Annotated in this window: 15 protein-coding genes and 1 riboswitch; of the genes, 12 read left to right on the top strand and 3 right to left on the bottom strand. The window is 36.1% G+C overall.

Going from position 1 to position 17,265, the window contains the following annotated elements:
- Positions 1 to 99: 99 nt before the first annotated feature.
- Positions 100 to 1,083 (bottom strand): GMP reductase, encoded by a 984-nt coding sequence (gene guaC / locus G4D63_RS13795; protein ID WP_163180229.1) that lies wholly within the window; start codon positions 1,081 to 1,083, stop codon positions 100 to 102.
- A gap of 111 nt (positions 1,084 to 1,194) precedes the next feature.
- Positions 1,195 to 1,294, bottom strand: a riboswitch (purine riboswitch).
- A 365-nt stretch (positions 1,295 to 1,659) separates the two neighbouring features.
- Between guaC and G4D63_RS13790 the strand changes: the two genes are divergently transcribed.
- The 9 genes from G4D63_RS13790 to G4D63_RS13750 all read left to right on the top strand — a co-directional run bounded on the left by G4D63_RS13790 (position 1,660) and on the right by G4D63_RS13750 (position 9,668).
- Positions 1,660 to 2,217, top strand: coding sequence for a nitroreductase family protein (locus tag G4D63_RS13790; RefSeq protein ID WP_163180303.1), 558 nt, complete (start codon positions 1,660 to 1,662; stop codon positions 2,215 to 2,217).
- A gap of 232 nt (positions 2,218 to 2,449) precedes the next feature.
- On the top strand, positions 2,450 to 2,899 hold the full coding sequence (locus G4D63_RS13785; protein WP_163180228.1) for a flavodoxin: 450 nt from the start codon (positions 2,450 to 2,452) through the stop codon (positions 2,897 to 2,899).
- A gap of 4 nt (positions 2,900 to 2,903) precedes the next feature.
- A complete protein-coding gene (locus tag G4D63_RS13780; protein WP_163180227.1) occupies positions 2,904 to 3,794 on the top strand; it encodes a WD40/YVTN/BNR-like repeat-containing protein in 891 nt (296 codons plus the stop codon).
- A gap of 113 nt (positions 3,795 to 3,907) precedes the next feature.
- Entirely contained in the window at positions 3,908 to 4,945 is a 1,038-nt protein-coding gene (locus G4D63_RS13775) for an ABC transporter substrate-binding protein (RefSeq protein WP_163180226.1), read from the top strand.
- A gap of 28 nt (positions 4,946 to 4,973) precedes the next feature.
- A complete protein-coding gene (locus tag G4D63_RS13770; protein WP_163180225.1) occupies positions 4,974 to 6,032 on the top strand; it encodes a FecCD family ABC transporter permease in 1,059 nt (352 codons plus the stop codon).
- Positions 6,017 to 6,835 (top strand): ABC transporter ATP-binding protein, encoded by an 819-nt coding sequence (locus G4D63_RS13765; protein ID WP_163180224.1) that lies wholly within the window; start codon positions 6,017 to 6,019, stop codon positions 6,833 to 6,835. Before G4D63_RS13770 ends, G4D63_RS13765 begins: the two co-directional genes overlap by 16 nt.
- Positions 6,832 to 7,158, top strand: a complete 327-nt coding sequence (locus G4D63_RS13760; protein WP_163180223.1) for an antibiotic biosynthesis monooxygenase — start codon at positions 6,832 to 6,834, stop codon at positions 7,156 to 7,158. Before G4D63_RS13765 ends, G4D63_RS13760 begins: the two co-directional genes overlap by 4 nt.
- Before the next feature lie 70 nt (positions 7,159 to 7,228).
- A complete protein-coding gene (locus G4D63_RS13755) occupies positions 7,229 to 7,714 on the top strand; it encodes a flavodoxin domain-containing protein (protein WP_163180222.1) in 486 nt (161 codons plus the stop codon).
- Positions 7,715 to 7,880: 166 nt separating this feature from the next.
- Complete coding sequence (locus tag G4D63_RS13750) at positions 7,881 to 9,668, top strand: PAS domain-containing protein (RefSeq protein ID WP_163180221.1); 1,788 nt, start codon at positions 7,881 to 7,883, stop codon at positions 9,666 to 9,668.
- Between the two features lie 42 nt (positions 9,669 to 9,710).
- Here G4D63_RS13750 and G4D63_RS13745 read toward each other — a convergent pair whose 3' ends face one another.
- Complete coding sequence (locus G4D63_RS13745; RefSeq protein ID WP_163180220.1) at positions 9,711 to 11,249, bottom strand: hypothetical protein; 1,539 nt, start codon at positions 11,247 to 11,249, stop codon at positions 9,711 to 9,713.
- A gap of 291 nt (positions 11,250 to 11,540) precedes the next feature.
- Positions 11,541 to 13,724 carry a catalase/peroxidase HPI gene (gene katG / locus G4D63_RS13740; protein WP_163180219.1) on the bottom strand — a complete coding sequence of 728 codons (2,184 nt, stop codon included), beginning with the start codon at positions 13,722 to 13,724 and terminating at the stop codon, positions 11,541 to 11,543.
- Between the two features lie 1,013 nt (positions 13,725 to 14,737).
- Between katG and G4D63_RS13735 the strand changes: the two genes are divergently transcribed.
- The 3 genes from G4D63_RS13735 (at position 14,738) to G4D63_RS13725 (ending at position 17,171) form a co-directional block, all read left to right on the top strand.
- The gene (locus G4D63_RS13735) at positions 14,738 to 16,291 is read left to right on the top strand and encodes a histidine kinase N-terminal 7TM domain-containing diguanylate cyclase (protein WP_163180218.1); all 1,554 of its coding nucleotides are present in this window, start codon (positions 14,738 to 14,740) and stop codon (positions 16,289 to 16,291) included.
- Between the two features lie 249 nt (positions 16,292 to 16,540).
- Positions 16,541 to 16,702: a DUF1328 family protein gene (locus G4D63_RS13730; RefSeq protein WP_163180217.1), complete on the top strand. Its 162-nt coding sequence runs from the start codon at positions 16,541 to 16,543 to the stop codon at positions 16,700 to 16,702.
- 292 nt (positions 16,703 to 16,994) lie between these two features.
- The gene (locus G4D63_RS13725) at positions 16,995 to 17,171 is read left to right on the top strand and encodes a hypothetical protein (RefSeq protein WP_163180216.1); all 177 of its coding nucleotides are present in this window, start codon (positions 16,995 to 16,997) and stop codon (positions 17,169 to 17,171) included.
- Positions 17,172 to 17,265 lie beyond the last annotated feature (94 nt).

Here is a 17,265-nt window from a genome sequence, read left to right as displayed (position 1 = left end):
AGAGGCATCTTCCATTGAAAAAATTCTTTTTATGGTGTGTTAATTAAAAACCAGCTTCCCAATCATGTGGAAGCTGGTTTTTGTCTTGAATAAATCTAATTAAAACACTTTATCACCATTGAAAATCGAATTTTTTACAATTACATAATCAACGTGGCGAATCGCATCTACCGTGGTTCCCCCAGCATAAGAAATAGAGGACTGAAGATCTTGTTCCATTTCAGTTAAAGTGTCTTGAAGGGAACCTTTGTGTTCAACGAACATCTTTTTTCCTTCGACATTCTTCTTTTCGCCTTTTTGGAATTCAGAAGCTGAACCAAAATATTCTTTATAAAACTTACCATCCTTCTCAACGGTTTCACCTGGAGACTCTTCATGTCCCGCAAAAAGGGATCCAATCATGACCATTGTTGCACCGAAACGAATAGACTTAGCTATGTCACCGTGTGTACGTATTCCACCGTCAGCAATAATCGGTTTACTTGCCGCTCTTGAACACCAGCGAAGTGCTGCTAGTTGCCAGCCACCAGTGCCAAACCCAGTTTTAATTTTAGTGATACATACTTTACCTGGACCAATTCCTACTTTTGTCGCATCAGCACCAGCATTTTCAAGTTCTCTAACTGCTTCAGGTGTTCCTACATTACCTGCAATGACAAAGCTTCCAGGTAGATGCTTTTTTATATGTTGAATCATTTGTATGACTGCATTTGAATGTCCATGAGCAATGTCAATTGTAATATATTCAGGCGTAAGTTGTTCTTTAGTAAGCTCTTCAATAAATTGATATTCGTCTTCTTTCACACCAACACTTATCGATGCAAAGAACCCTTTAGACTGAATATCTCTCACAAATGAAATCCGCTTTTCTGGTTCAAATCGATGCATAATATAAAAATAATTATTCTCAGCAAGATAGTAGGCTATTTTTTCATCAATAATAGTTTGCATATTAGCGGGTACTACAGGAAGTTTAAATTGACGCCCTCCTAGTGTTACTGTGGTGTCACACTCAGAACGACTTGTTACAACACATTTCGCGGGGATTAACTGAATATCTTCATAATCAAATACATTTTCCATGATCTACACTCCTAAGTAAGAATTTAAGTAGTAAGTAATAACTCGTAATATGCGATTTCTCAACATACCACCTAATTAAATAGAATAGAAAAACCTAACTAAAAATGGGTATAGTAAAGCCTACCCATTCGTAGTTAGGAATTATCGGCTCCTAGTAGAAACTCTTAGACCATGATACTAAGAATATACGAATGTTTTTCTTATGATATGTGTAACTCCAAAACTGATTATATACGAACTTTTTTAATAAGTAAACAATTAATGTTCGTTATTTTAACGTGAAATACATATGATTTTAAATTTGTTTATTAAAAGTAACGTTTTTTTGGTTATTGTAACTGTTGGAGAAACTACAACTGTATATAAAAAAGCAAACAAATATTGACATTGATAATCATTGTCGGTAATATTTGAATAGGGTTTTATTGATAATTGTTATCAATTATAAATTATAAATTATACATCCAATGCTTTTAGTATCAATGAACTACTTTTGAAAGACCAAAGAAACAACTTACATAAGATAAAACTTTAGAACAAACTCGTTTTAGTTTAATAATAAAGGAGAAGTAGATGATGGGATTAACTAAATCAAATTTAGCAACAATCATTCGTGAACGACGTTCAATTAAAAGCGGTTATACAGATCAGGACGTTTCACAAGAGATTGTGCTCGAGATTTTAAATGATGCCATATGGGCACCCAACCATGGATTAAGAGAACCTTGGCGCTTTATATTTGTTTCTGCACAGGAAAAGGAAGCGTTTGTACAAGATTTAGTAGAAACCTTTCCAGCAGATATGAAAGAGAATAGAAGAAACTACTTCAGTCAGCCAACAGCTTATCTGATTGTAATTATGGAGGAGGACCCAAGGCAAAAACAGTGGGAAGAAAACTTTGCAGCAGTGAGCTCGCTAATTCAAAATTTCCAGCTGCTAGCTTGGGAACGCGAACTAGGAGTGGTATGGAAAACGAATCCTCATATCTATGATCCTAAAGTTCGTCACCTGTTAGGTGTAAATCCTGGTGAAAAAATTGTCGGTTTCTTACACATGGGCTATTTTGATAAAGTACCTGAAGCAAAAGCTCGTAAAACAGCTGAAGATAAGTTAACGGTTTATAAGAAGAAGTAGACAAAACCGGGACATAAATGGTTGAGAAATAGAAGATGTATACCAATTTTAAAAGGTGACTTACCTTGAGCCGATAAGTAAATCGACGTAGGTGAGGAACCTTTTTTTGTTTATAAAATATGTTGTTAGATTGAAAAAAAATTTTTTATAAATATCTAGTTGAAAATGATTATCATTATTGATATATTATTACTTGTGAGAATGATTATCATTATTAAGTGGAGGTTGATTTATGGCAAAGGTTGTAATTGCATATGCTAGCATGTCAGGCAATACGGAAGAAATCGCGGATTTACTAAAGGTGAGTATAGAGCCTTTTGAACATGAAATTGATGTTTTGGAAATTGAGCATATGGATGTAAATGATGTCCTCAATTATGACGGCATCTTAATCGGGTCTTATACATGGGGAGATGGGGATCTACCTTATGAAACAGAAGATTTCTATGAAGAACTCTTAACGTTGGATCTTACGGGAAAAAAAGCAGCCGTATTTGGTTCAGGTGATACGGTGTATCCAAAATTTTGTGAGGCAGTCGTATTATTTGAAAATAGATTAAAAGAGTGTAATGCCGAAATTATTCAGGAAGGGCTGAAAGTCGAGTTCACACCTGATTCACAAGAAGAAATTGATAGATGTGTAGATTTTGCCGTAAATTTTGCTAGTCTAATAGAGGTGTAAGTTTATGGAAAAACTAATGAGCGCAACTGCAGTGACAAAATCTAAACAAGGTAACAGCATTCTTGCAACAAAGGAAGGTTTGTTTATCAAAAGTGAAGGTACTTGGAAGCGTTCATTACATTATACCGGACGAACAATTCGTGATCTAACTTGTAGTAATGGACATATTTATGGTGTAGGTGATAATGGACTATTTATAAGCAGTAGTGATGAAGGGGGAAATTGGGTAATCAAACAGTTTCCAACAAAGGCAACTATATGGAGTGTTGTTGCTCATTCATCAGGTCTCGTCATTACACATGGTGAAAAGGTTATATACCTCTCCACAAATTCAGGGGAAACATGGACTACCTATTATCCTTATCAATTTTTAAATGCTCCCTCTATCCGTTCCATTTGTCTGTATAAGAACAAGCTTTTAATTGGGACGAAAATTCATCCAAAATACGGGGGAGTATGGTGCTTTGATTTACTAACTCAGAGTATGAAACAGATCAAAACAGAAAAGCAGCAAATGATTTCCTCAATGATTACATTTGATCATCAATTAATTGTGGCAACTGGCTCTTGTCGAAGTGATGTAGGAAAAATAGAAATTTGTAGTCTTTCCCATTCGTTTGATCAACTCCTTTGGGAGACGTGTCTTGGAAATGAGAATCAGAGTTTCTTAGACTTAACTGAAAGTGACGGTATTATCTATTCAACTTCTACACAAAATAAAGCTGGCATTAGTACCATTTCTCAAGTTTCTGTAGAGCATATGCAAATTACACCTTGTAACTACATTAAAGGACATGGGTGGAGAATTTGGAATGAGAGAGAGGACTATATTGTAGCCGGTCTTTATGAATCACTAGAAGTTACAAAGAGTTATAGGGATAATTATGTGATATAGAAAAGAAGATTGAATTAGATTTGTCAGCATGAATATCATGCTTTTTTAAAAGTGACTTAATGATAATGAGAATCATTATTGTTAAAACTATCGAATTTTTAGGAGGATGAAAGATGAGTACATATATGAAACGTAATAAGAGCTTAAGTTTTTTGTTTGTCATAAGTGTATTGGTCATATTTATATTAGCGGGTTGTGGATCTTCTACAACCACTGGCTCTACTCAAGATGAAACGGCTGTGAAGAGTACAAGCGCTGAATCGACAGAAACAGAGGACGTTGTGGAAGAAGTAGAAGAAGAGGTAGTTGCACAAGGAGTTACGATTACTGACCACGCAGGACGTGAGCTAACGTTTGATGAAAAACCGGTTCGAATTGTTTCTGTTGTTGGAGCAGATCTGGAAATTGTCCATGCTCTAGGTGGAGAAATTGTGGGTCGACCAAGTGTGCGAGGTCCTGTTGTACCAGCTGAATTATCAGAAATTGAAGAAGTAGGGAATTCTCATAATATTGATTTCGAAAAGATTGTAAGTCTAGAGCCTGATTTAGTAATTGGACATGCACGTCTAAACATGAAGGATGTTGCAACAGCAGAATCATTAGGATTAAACATGATGCTTACTGCTATGGATGGTTATGAAGATATCTTAGAGACAATTGAATTATATGGTCAAGTTTTAAGTTTAGAAGATAAGGCTACAGAACTAGTTCAGTCAATGGAAGAAAGAAAGGCAGCTATTGAACCTATTAAAAATGAAGTAAAAGCATTAGTAGTATTTGGGTCAACGGAATCAATGATGGCAGCGTTACCAACATCATTAGCTGGAAATCTAATTGAACAAGTAGGTATCACAAATATAGCAAGTGATCTTCCTGGAATTGAAAAGTACCCAACGTATGCACAGTTAAGTATGGAGCATGTTTTACAGCAGAATCCCGATATTGTTTACATTATTGCTCACGGTGATGCGGAAGCTGTTAAAAATAAGTTTGAAGAAGAAATTAAGAGTAACCCAGCATGGGAAAATGTAAAAGCAATGCAAAATAACAATCTCGTTATTCTACCTGCAAATCTATTTAGTTCAAACCCAGGACCTAGAGTAGTAGAGTCACTTGAATTTTTAAGTGAAAGCATTAAGTCGATGAACTAAAAAAGCTAGGCAGAAAAAGGTGAATTAAATGTTGGAGTCAAAACCTAAAGAAGAGAGGCCACCACTTTTAGAAGAGATTGAGATTCAAAAGGACCCGAGAGCATTCAAGCGGCTAATTGTAATAACTGTACCTATATTATTTGTAGTTTCTATGCTATATGGTCTAGTAACTGGATCCATTTCGATACCGCTTCAAGAAGTGTGGACAGCCTTATTCTATCAATCTAATACAACAGAAGGTCAGATTATTTGGGATTTACGTTTGCCTAGAATATTAACAGGAGCGTTAGTAGGAGCTTGCTTAGCCATTGCAGGCGCCTTATTACAAGGTGTGATGAGAAATCCGTTAGCAGATCCAGGAATTATTGGGGTGTCTGCCGGAGCAGGCTTGGTCGCTGTGGTCATGATGATTGTATTACCTCAATACATTCAATTTTTACCGTTAGGTGCCTTCTTGGGAGCATTACTCACTACATTTGTCATTTACTTTGTTGCTTGGAAGGGGGGAGTTTCTCCCTTACGAATGATTCTTGCAGGAGTAGCGATTAATTCCCTTTTAGGTGCGGTAATGTCAGCAATTATGATTTTATATAGTGATCGTGTTCAAGCGGTCCTTCCTTGGTTAGTAGGTGGTCTTGGAGGAAGAAGCTGGCCACATTTTTCAATCATTTGGCCATATGCATTAATAGGTATGGTGTTATCTGTTTTTGCTATAAAACATGCGAACATCTTATTACTTGGGGATGATGTTGCTAAATTGTTAGGAAATCAGGTAGAAAAAAGTAGAGCATTTCTTATTTTATTAGCTACATTCTTAGCGGGCGCTGCTGTAAGTGTTGCTGGTTTGATTGGCTTTGTGGGGTTAGTTGTTCCTCATATTGTTAGATTAATTGTTGGAAATGACTACCGTTTCCTTTTACCGATCTCAGCAATAGGTGGAGCATTTATCGTGGTATTAGCAGACACTGCAGCTCGGAGCTGGTTTGAACCGATTGAACTTCCAGTAGGAATTTTATTAGCTTTATTGGGAGCACCATTCTTCTTGTATCTATTAAGAGGAGGGATGAAATCATGGAAAATGTCTTAAATGCCGAACAGCTTTCTTACGGGTATGTGAATACTCAGTTTATAAGTGAACTATCCATAAGCTTTCATAAGGGGGAAATGGTTAGTATTATCGGTCCCAATGGATCAGGTAAGTCCACCGTCTTGCGCTTAATGACGAGGTTATTAAAACCTAAGAACGGGGTTGTTTATTTAGAAGGTGAAAAGATAAATGGTCTTCCTAGCAAGGATATTGCTCAAAAAATGACGATGCTTCCACAAATTAATGACCATCGTTTAGATTTAACGGTACGTGATTTAGTAAAATATGGTCGTCATCCTTATTTAAAATGGTATGAAGAATACAATACTAACCACAATCAATATATTGATTGGGCGATAGCTGCCACTAACTTAACGGCCTTACAGCATCGTTCATTACAAACACTATCAGGTGGAGAAAGACAACGAGCGTGGATTGCAATGTCAATAGCGCAAACACCTAACATACTCTTATTAGATGAACCTACTAGTTATTTGGATATTGCACATCAGCTTGAAGTCATGGAGCTGCTAAAGGAATTGAATCGTTCACTTGGCATAACGATCATCATGGTATTACATGATGTCAATCAGGCTGCCAAATATAGTCATAGAATAATAGCCATGAAAGATGGAAACGTAGTCAGACAAGGTGAGCCAAGGGAAGTATATAATTGTGAGTTTTTCAGAGATGTTTTCTCCATTGAAGCCAAGGTGCATATGGAGGGGAGCCATCCGATATGTGATCCTTATGGATTAGTCTCTTATCAACAAAAAACAATAGATTGGAGTGTAGTGAAATGATTGTTATTACAAACACAATTAGAGTAAAAAAAGGTGCTGGAGAAAGCCTAGCAGAGCGCTTTAACCGCCCGGGAGAGGTGGAAAAAAGTCAAGGATTTCTTGCTTTAAATCTACTGCAAACGAGAGATACAGAAGAATACGATGAATTTGTAGTCTGGACCATGTGGACATCAAAAGAAGCACATGATGAATGGACAAGAGGAGAAACTTTCCGTAAATCTCATAGTGGACCAAGACCAGATTTTATATTGAGCTCAAAAATTACTTATTATGATGTAGTCGGTCAACGAAATCCAGTTTCTTCTCCACTAGAAGTAAATTAGGGGGAATAGTAATAGTCATCTCTCAGCTCATGAATGAGTTGAGGGATTTTTTATATAGGAGGGAATGTTAATGAAAAAAGTCTGTATCGTATTCCGAAGTTTAACTAACAACACAGAAGAAATAGCAAGGTTACTATCAAATCATTTATCGAAATACTGTGAAGTAGATATGTTTAATATGGATGGATTAGATCCCTCAACCTTACTTCAGTATGACGGAATCTTAATAGGAGCATTTACTTGGGGAAACGGAACGCTACACTATGATTGCCATGTGTTCTATAAGAAGTTAAATCGTATTGATTTGCGTAATAAGGTAGTTGGTTGCTTTGGCTCGGGAGATTATACCTTTACTAATTTTTGTGCAGCAGTTGACATATTCCAAGAGAAGGTACGTGAAAGAGGAGGAATCGTTGTATTAGAAGGATTGAAGATACATTTAGCTCCGGAAACGGACGAATGTTTCAAGAAATGTTTATTGTTTTCCAGAGCCTTTGTAACATTAATAGGGGAGAAATGTGAGAGTCATAGTCATAAAGAAGTATTTTTAGCTTGACCTGACATAGAGATGAAAAGACTTTCATACATACATAGCAGAATTTTGAGTAGTCTATGCTATTTTCTAAAGTAATTATAATTATAATCTGATATATTTAAATTCTAAGACTTTATTAAAAAAGATTATTCTGAAATTATATAGATAGATAAACTAGGGGACGATTATGACCAAAAGCTATAAAGAATTAGATTTAATAAATCAGGAATTGTATTACAGGGCTTTTTCTTATGCACCAATTGGGATGGCATTGTTAAATCAGTCAGGTAATATTTTGAAGGTGAATTCTTCACTATGTGATTTTCTTGGTTACAAAGAAGATGAACTGTTGAATAAGAACGTGGTAGAAGTGAGCCATTCTGAGGATTTACAAGTTGATTTAGCTTTAGATAGTAGACTCGAAGACGGTGAATTCAGTTCCTATGAAATGGAAAAACGTTATATACATAAGAGTGGGGAAATCATTTGGGGATTACTTAAGGTCTCTAAGGTAGAAGTTTCAGGGGAAGTATTCACCATTGGACAAGTCGTAGATATAACAGCAAGCAAACAAGCTGAAATTGAAAAGAAACGATTAAAATCATTCTATGATTTATCTTCTGAAGGGATTGGAATATTTGACTTAGAGGGTAATATCATTCAGGTTAATAAAGCTTTTGAAAAAATATTTGGATATGAAGAATTCGAAATCAAAGGACGTAAATTACCCGTTACACCGGAACTTTCGAAAAGTGATGCAATATACTTAATTAAAGAAACAGTTGAAGGTAGAATGGTAAATGACTTTGAAACGATCAAGCAAAGGAAGGATGGACGGTTAATTACAACAAGTATTAACATGTCACCTATATGTGATGATCTTGGAAATGTAGCCGCACTTGCTGGAATGGTTAGAGATATCACCGATCAAAAAGAGGTATTCACCCTTTTACAATCCTTCTTAACTAACAACCTTGATCCTATTCTTATTTTTGATGCAGAGGGGAAACTAGTCCAAACCAATAATGCAATGGTGCAAACCTTTGGTTGGAGCACTAGAGAGTTAATTGGACTCTATATGGGAGAATTACCTTTAATTCCAGCCAAGTACACACATGAAGTAGATGAGATTAAGAAAATAGTGAAAGACGGGGGCGGGATCCGTGAGTTGGAAACGATTCGACTCAAAAAAGATGGAACGTTATTAGATGTATTAATGACTAGTTTTCCAATTAAAGATCATCAAGATTTAATAAATGGATTTGCAATCATCTATAGAGATATTACGGAGCGGAAAAAATCAGAAGAACTCATGGTTCAATCTGAAAAACTATCAATAGCTGGCCAGCTATCAGCAGCAATCGCCCATGAGATTCGGAATCCCATCACGGCAATAAAAGGTTTTATGAATCTACTTCAAAACTCACAAGAGAAGACACTATACTATGAGGTTGTAAATTCAGAAATAGGTAGAATTGAAACGATTTTGAGTGAACTCTTAAATTTGGCAAAACCACAAAAAGCAGTGTTTACGGAAGCTGATATTAGTGTGATTGTAGGTCAAGTCATAACTCTGTTAGAAGCAGAAGCAAACATGAATAATATTGAAATTATCAAGGGATTTGATGCAGTTTTACCGGAAATAGTTTGTGACGAAAATCAAATTAAACAAGTGATTATTAATTTTATCAAGAATGCAATGGAAGCAATGCCTGAAGGCGGCAAGCTGAAAATTGATATACATACTGAAAATACAAGCGTGTTAGTCCGTTTTTCGGATACAGGCTGTGGCATTCCAAAAGAAATTTTAGCGAAAATAGGTCAACCTTTTTATACCACAAAAGAAAAGGGAACAGGTTTAGGGTTTATGATTAGTAAACGAATAATTAATGACCATAATGGTACTGTTACTATTTCTAGTGAAGAGAATAAAGGGACAGTGATAGAAATACATATTCCTGTTAAAGTAGCTTGATCATTGAAAAACGTGTAGTCTTCACTACACGTTTTTATCTATTTACACTATAAATAAAGAAACAGCGACCCCAATAACTCCAATGAGGGCAAGTGTATATACTGGTTTCACTGGCATCTCACCACGATTCTCCATCGCTTTACCAAACATAAAGAACACGATTGGATGTACTAAAAATGGCATAGAGAAAATAAATGGAATTAATAGTGTTGCATCTGAACCAAACATTCCGCCTTGTATGGCTGCAAACAATCCAAAGTGAGAAATGGCACTTGATTGAGCCATTGCCGTGTAATCAAAAGGCATATCACTTAAGCTGAGTAGCAGTAAGCCCCCAAAAACAGCACAGATTTGCCAGCCAAAAGAAAATTGTATTAAAGCATTTACTTCCTTTTTATCATTTCCATTTGCTTTTCTCATGTTATTAAGTGCCCAAATTGTTAATCCAAGACCTACAGCACCTATAAGTAAGGAGGGGACAATCCATAAACTTCCTCGGTCAGCACTGATTGCTAAAATTGAAAATACAAATATATGACCAAAGAAAGGAATGTTGATCATAATAGGTGCACGATTAGCGGCTATTTTTCCAAAGTCTCCAGCTGTACAAGCTCCTGTTAAACCGGAGTGGGAGAGTGAACCTGCCATTCCTGGTGCTAGGTTTCTTGTATGTGCAGTTCTTGCAAAAAACATAAGTAGAGCGATTCCACCAAACATCCAAAACAGTTGGCCAAAAAAGCCGTAGAAAATAACAGAATCCATTCCTTCAATGGAGAATGCTTCTCCAATACGCGATCCTCCGACCATAAAATTTCCAGCTAACACAATGGGTATTCCTGCAAATAATAAGGCACGTACCGTTGAACCAAAACTCCAAGTATAGAAAATAGCTCCAAGTCCAGCTGCAATCATCATTGCAAAGAAGATTTGTGGAAGTGAAATTATTGGACGAATCCATACTGAAATATGATAAGAAATCAATAATATAGCAACTAGTGTAAGAATTTCGATGAAACCTTTTTGTAAATAAATGCGTTTATTTTTAATGGTTGATTTGTTGTCAATAATCAATATGGAACCGATGATCCCTATATAGGCTATTAGTGGATAATAAGTGAAGGGTATATTTGAAGGTCCAGTATTTAGAATAATTCGAATAACTCCTTCAATTCCTAGTAAGAGAAAGAATGAACGGATGATAAAGAAAAATTGCAATCTTGAAGTACCATGTACTGTTTCTTCAGTAGAAGGTACAACGAAATCATCCTCATCTAATTCCTTATCTCCTAGTATTTTCCTTAATTCCTGTCCTCCAACAAAGAAAGTTGCTGTAAGGGCAATAATCGTCGTATTGGCCATCAAATTAACAAATGGAAATTCGGGAAGACCAGGAGTCGCAACTCCACTTAAGACAAGAAGGTAACCCATTGCTAAACCTAAAATAACGATGATTAAAATAGGAGAATATCTTGTTCCCGCCACTAAGGTCCGAGATAACAATACCACTGGAATTAAGAATAAAAAAACTAGCCAAAACTGATTTAATAATTGTAAATGTATGACGTGTTCAATAAGATCCATGAATAAACTCCTTTTTAATATTAACTAACTAAATCATTTTGTATTATTATGCTCAAAAAAATCTATTAAATCGTACTTTGGTATCTTTTATCTGGGACATAGGGACAGGTACATTGTCCCAGTTTGACTAGCTTAATGTGAAGCTACAAACTTAATAACCTCCGCACCAGCTTCTGCCGCATAACAACAAAGGCTGGGGGAATAAGAGCAATTTAAACAAAGTAAAGGCTTAGAGAATAAGATTATTCTCTAAGCCTTTGTAAATAGTTGGATAGTTAGTCTTCTTAAAAATTATTTAAGATCAAAACGATCTGCGTTCATGACTTTAACCCAAGCAGCTACAAAGTCACGTACAAACTTTTCTTGATTATCTTGTTGAGCATACACTTCTGCAATTGCTCGAAGAACCGAGTTTGAACCGAATACTAGGTCAACTCTTGTTGCAGATCTAACAACTTCACCTGTCTTGCGATTACGTCCTTCATATACAGATCCATCAACAGGCTTCCACTCAACTGCCATGTCAAGTAAGTTTACAAAGAAATCGTTGGTTAATGTACCAACACGATCAGTGAATACGCCATGGTTAGTACCACCGAAGTTAGTACCTAATACACGCATACCTCCAATAAGTGCAGTCATTTCTGGAGCAGTAAGACCAAGAAGTTGAGCCTTGTCTACAAGTAGCTCTTCAGAACTTACACTAAATTGTTTCTTTTGGTAGTTACGGAATCCATCGGCAACTGGTTCTAACACGTCAAAGCTTTCTGCATCAGTTTGCTCTTGAGTTGCGTCACCACGTCCTGGAGCAAATGGAACCTTAACATCAAAGCCAGCTTCTTGTGCAGCCTTCTCAACTGCAGCACTACCACCAAGGACGATTAAGTCAGCTAGACTTACGTTCTTGTCAAGATGCTTTTGGATGTCCTCTAAAACAGAAAGTACTTTTGCAAGTTGTTCTGGTTGGTTTACTTCCCACTCATTTTGTGGTGCAAGACGGATACGAGACCCATTCGCGCCACCACGACTATCTGAACCACGGAATGTGCTTGCAGAAGCCCAAGCAGTTGTAACAAGCTCACTAATTGTTAATCCAGAATCAAGGATTAAGACCTTAATTTTTTCTACTTCCTCTTCTGTTAATTCATAATCAACAGTTGGAACTGGATCTTGCCAAACTAGCTCTTCAGTTGGTACTTCAGGACCTAAATATCTTGAAACAGGACCCATGTCACGGTGTAGTAATTTGAACCATGCACGAGCAAATGCATCTGCAAATTCTTCAGGGTTTTCATAGTAATGACGAGAGATCTTTTCGTATGCAGGATCCATTCTTAATGCCAAATCAGCAGTAGTCATCATTGTTGGAACCTTAACGGATGCATCCTCAGCATCTGGAGCAAGGTGTTCAGGAGCTGGATTAATAGCCTGCCATTGATGTGCACCTGCAGGACTCTTAGTAAGTTCCCACTCATATTCAAATAGCAATTCAAAGAATCCATTATCCCATTGTGTTGGGTTAGCCGTCCATGCACCTTCAATACCGCTAGTGATGGTGTCACGACCTTTACCACTTCCATGTGTGCTTACCCAACCGAAACCTTGAGCTTCAATAGGAGCAGCCTCTGGCTCTGCACCAACAAGAGCCGCATCTCCAGCACCATGAGCTTTTCCGAACGTATGTCCACCAGCTATTAGTGCTACAGTTTCTTCATCATTCATTCCCATGCGTCCGAAAGTATCGCGGATGTCACGAGCACTTGCAAGTGGGTCTGGGGTACCATTAGGACCTTCTGGATTAACATAAATAAGTCCCATTTGAACCGCAGCTAGTGGATTGTCAAGCTCACGATCACCGCTGTAACGGTTATCACCTAACATTTCAGTTTCAGAACCCCAATAAATATCTTCTTCTGGATGCCAAATATCTGCACGTCCACCACCGAATCCAAATGTCTTACCACCCATAGATTCAATTGCTACGTTACCAGTTAGAAGGAATAAGTCAGCCCAAGAGATCTTGTTTCCGTACTTTTGCTTAATAGGCCATAGAAGACGACGAGCTTTATCAAGATTACCGTTATCTGCCCAGCTGTTTAATGGAGCAAAACGCTGGTTACCAGTTGAACCGCCACCACGTCCGTCACCTGTACGGTACGTACCTGCAGCATGCCATGCCATACGGATAAAGAATCCACCGTAATGACCATAGTCAGCAGGCCACCATTCTTGGCTGTCTGTCATTAAATCATGAAGATCTTTTTTAAGAGCTTGATAGTCTAGCTTTTTAAATTCTTCAGCATAGTTAAAATCTTCTCCCATAGGATTTGACTTTCTGTCATGCTGATGAAGAATATTTAAGTTTAATTGATTTGGCCACCAATCTTTATTTGTTGTACCACTAGTCTGTGGACTAGTAGCAGCCCCGTGATTAAATGGGCATTTCCCGACATTTGTGTTGTCCATACTTTTCATATGTACATCCCCCTTGTTTAAGAATTTAATTATACAATAATTATAATTCTAGGAAAAAACTAATAAATCCTAAATAATAATTATTATTATGTAGTCATTATATTAAACTATTGTCCAAAATGAAAGAAATATTACTCGTAAACACAAAAAAATGTTTTTATAGTTTTATTGCTCGCATTTTATTGATAATAGAGTAGGTGTAACTGAAAATGTTTTACCTGTTATATAAGGTTATTTACGCTTTTTGTACAAAGCTTCGACCGGTTTTAGATTTTAATCTCATACCTCTCTACAAAATATGTACTACCTTTTCATTTATACGTTTTAAGAAATAGTTACATGCTAATTAAGAAGAATTTAGGAAAGGAGAAATAAATTAATACTTTTTATCCTGCGCTTCATGCAGATCGCTTGCATCACGGTTAAACCTGTAAATAGAGTTCCCCAGAACAGGAGCATAAAAAGATCGTCGACAGTTTGAATAAAGATGCGTAGCACCACTTCCGATAATGGCTATTATAATTATCAGAGTAGTTCCAATAACATTGTTGAATTACCACACCAATCCTTAGAAGAAACGCATGATTCATCCTCCTATTTTCGAATTTCAACTCTGAAGCAACCCATGTTGGCTGTTGAAGATGGACAAAAACTGTGAAGAGTGTTTGTGAAATTAGTCGGAATTGTTATTAAAACTAAGAAGTAGATGGTGATTTGTTTAAAGTAACGGTAGTGCTGCCAACTAGACGGAACATTTAATATCTCACAAGTTTGCTCCTCTGTAGAAAAAGAGTTTTTTATTTGAAGCCTTCTTGATAAGAGTCTATGAAAATTTAGCTAAGAGATTATTTGTAAACTGTTTCAATGATGTCTGTGACTTCTTTTTCCTTTTGTGTCACCCTCCAAATAAAAACATTATTATGAAACGTAGTCCAAATTTACTAGTAAATATTTAATAGCCTAGTATATAATTAGTTGAAACTATTTCCTAATGCTATGGAGTACAATAAATCATGAATCAAGAACTATATGTCTACGTGGTCGCTACCGTTTTAGGTGGCATTTTAAGTCTATTATTATGTATATATGCTTTTGTGAATATCAAGAATTCGCCAGGTGGAAAATACTATATTTTAGCTACATTCATGGCTTCTTTTTTCACTTTTTCATATGCTCAAGAATTATTAAGTAGTAATCTTGAACAGATTATGTTTTGGGTTAAAATGGAGTACCTGGCACTTCCTTTTATCCCGGTGTTTATTTTTTTAATGTGTCTGGATTTTGTAGGGAAAAGACCGAACCGTTTAGTAATTGCGTTTCTTTACGGTTTACCATTACTAACAATTACGATGCAACTAACAAATGATTTTCACCACTTGTACTACACGTCTACTTCATTAAGAAGCGATACCGCGTACCCCGTTGCACAGCTAGAAGGTGGGCCGTGGTTCCTAGTTCATTCTATATTTCTTTACGGATTAGTGGCAGCAAGTATCATTGTATTATTAATGGAGTTTAAGACCATATCCTCCAAGTTTAGAATTCAATTAGTATTACTCATGATCGGTGTACTTGTACCAATAATTGCAAGTGTTTTTTATATTATGGGTCTAAGTCCAAATGGAATTGATATTGGTCCGGTATCAATGTGTGTATCATTTATTTTTCATGGTATAGCCTTGCTATCATTTAAGATGTTTGACATTGCTCCCATTGCTAGAGATCGAGTTTTTGAGAGTATAACGGAAGGTGTTCTAGTTCTTAATATGAAGGATGTATTGATCGATTATAATCCATCTATGCAACAGGTCTTACCAGCGCTAAATCCTAGCTGTATTGGTAAGCCTATAAAAGATGTCTTTAGAGGGCAACCAGACGTACTAAATGTAATTACGAAGGAAATAGAGTCAGATTATCAATCTACTCAAAATTCCCAAACTTTCTATCATGAAGTAAAGTTTCAGCCTGTCTTAAATAAAAAACATGTACAGATCGGAAAAATAATAACGTTTATGAATGTTACCAATCGGGTGTTGTTAGAGGCGAAATTAAAGGAAATGGCAAGTATTGATGGCTTAACCAACATTTATAACCGTTCATTTTTTATTCAAGAGTCTGAGGAATATGTAAATAGGGGATCGAGTGTCTCCATCTTAATGTTTGATATCGATCATTTCAAGAGGGTTAATGATACATATGGACATGCTAATGGTGATAAGGTTTTATGTCATGTAGTAGATGTCGTTAAGAGAACAATAGATGAAAAGACTATCTTCGGTCGATTCGGTGGGGAGGAATTTCTCATTTGTATCCCAGAGGCTTCATTAGAAGGTGCTTTAATTACAGCAAATAAAATTCGCTTTAATATTGAGAGTTCGTATATAAAGGTCAATAATCAACCTATTTTTGTTACCTCTAGCTTTGGGATTGCCACGTCTAGCTATTTAAAGGAGAGCTACTCCTTACAAGAATTAATACAACAAGCAGATCAAGCCCTTTATCTTGCAAAAGCTAATGGACGTAATTGTGTAGTACCATACACACCTTTATTAAATAATGTTCATTAACAAAACCATGGAGAAATGCCCCAGGCTAATTAGCTTGGGGCATTTGAATTGGGGTTATCCTGCGAACGAATACAACAATCGTGATGAATTTAAATAAGGAAAGAAAAGAATTATTTTTTTAAAGATTGGTTTAAGGTTAACTAGGTAAATTGTTGCTTCGCCAGTGCCACCTGATGTTAGTTTTGGACATGTTTACCTAACAAATGGATGGGTATTGTTATATATAACAGAAAGAAAGGCGTGTATTTGATGTTAAAATGGTCAATTATATTTTTTATCGTAGCAATTATAGCGGCATTTTTCGGTTTTATTGGAATAGCTGGTGCAGCAATTGAAATTGCTAAGTTTATCTTCTATATTTTTATCATATTGTTTATAGTTTCACTAGTTGTTAGCGTATTTAGAAAATGAAGGTATCTAAAGAAAGTATAAGAACTCAGTGAGAAGTGAAAGGCAAACACTCTTACACAAATATAACTGCATGACCTTCAAGTTATTTGAAGTGTATCTTGCAACACTGATTCAAACATGAAACCTTACATCTACTCGGATAATATGATGAATGTCCATTGAGCCTAGAAGTCGAAATGTACTTTTAATGATTATAGTATAAGGGCAAAAACTTTTATTGTAACTAACTTACTTACCTTGTTTATAAGAATAATAGACGGGTAAAAAATAGTATAAAAACGGAGATGAGACGATGTATACAATTAACAAAGGAAATGCACAAATAGAACTAGTAAATATCCTAGAGGATGCACTGAATCGTGAGTTAACATTAGATGAACTAAGATTATTTCATTATGAAAATAAGAAGGACCAGGTCAACGGCCTTGAACTCATGAAGGAACTTGTTAATATGCATAAGACCTATTAACACACTAAGATATATAAGAAAGAATAAGCAGTCCAAATTAAATATAATTCGGACTGCTTATTCTATATATTAAAAATTTATTAGGGCGACCTTC

The organism is Bacillus mesophilus (genome assembly GCF_011008845.1).
GTDB classification, from domain to species: domain Bacteria; phylum Bacillota; class Bacilli; order Bacillales; family SA4; genus Bacillus_BS; species Bacillus_BS mesophilus.
This window is presented reverse-complemented; position numbering and strand designations above follow the sequence as displayed.

Coding starts and splice junctions, on each gene's coding strand:
- guaC (WP_163180229.1), bottom strand. CDS start 1,083: ATGGAAAATGTATTTGATTATGAAGATATTCAGTTAATCCCCGCGAAA.
- G4D63_RS13790 (WP_163180303.1), top strand. CDS start 1,660: ATGGGATTAACTAAATCAAATTTAGCAACAATCATTCGTGAACGACGT.
- G4D63_RS13785 (WP_163180228.1), top strand. CDS start 2,450: ATGGCAAAGGTTGTAATTGCATATGCTAGCATGTCAGGCAATACGGAA.
- G4D63_RS13780 (WP_163180227.1), top strand. CDS start 2,904: ATGGAAAAACTAATGAGCGCAACTGCAGTGACAAAATCTAAACAAGGT.
- G4D63_RS13775 (WP_163180226.1), top strand. CDS start 3,908: ATGAGTACATATATGAAACGTAATAAGAGCTTAAGTTTTTTGTTTGTC.
- G4D63_RS13770 (WP_163180225.1), top strand. CDS start 4,974: ATGTTGGAGTCAAAACCTAAAGAAGAGAGGCCACCACTTTTAGAAGAG.
- G4D63_RS13765 (WP_163180224.1), top strand. CDS start 6,017: ATGGAAAATGTCTTAAATGCCGAACAGCTTTCTTACGGGTATGTGAAT.
- G4D63_RS13760 (WP_163180223.1), top strand. CDS start 6,832: ATGATTGTTATTACAAACACAATTAGAGTAAAAAAAGGTGCTGGAGAA.
- G4D63_RS13755 (WP_163180222.1), top strand. CDS start 7,229: ATGAAAAAAGTCTGTATCGTATTCCGAAGTTTAACTAACAACACAGAA.
- G4D63_RS13750 (WP_163180221.1), top strand. CDS start 7,881: ATGACCAAAAGCTATAAAGAATTAGATTTAATAAATCAGGAATTGTAT.
- G4D63_RS13745 (WP_163180220.1), bottom strand. CDS start 11,249: ATGGATCTTATTGAACACGTCATACATTTACAATTATTAAATCAGTTT.
- katG (WP_163180219.1), bottom strand. CDS start 13,724: ATGAAAAGTATGGACAACACAAATGTCGGGAAATGCCCATTTAATCAC.
- G4D63_RS13735 (WP_163180218.1), top strand. CDS start 14,738: ATGAATCAAGAACTATATGTCTACGTGGTCGCTACCGTTTTAGGTGGC.
- G4D63_RS13730 (WP_163180217.1), top strand. CDS start 16,541: ATGTTAAAATGGTCAATTATATTTTTTATCGTAGCAATTATAGCGGCA.
- G4D63_RS13725 (WP_163180216.1), top strand. CDS start 16,995: ATGTATACAATTAACAAAGGAAATGCACAAATAGAACTAGTAAATATC.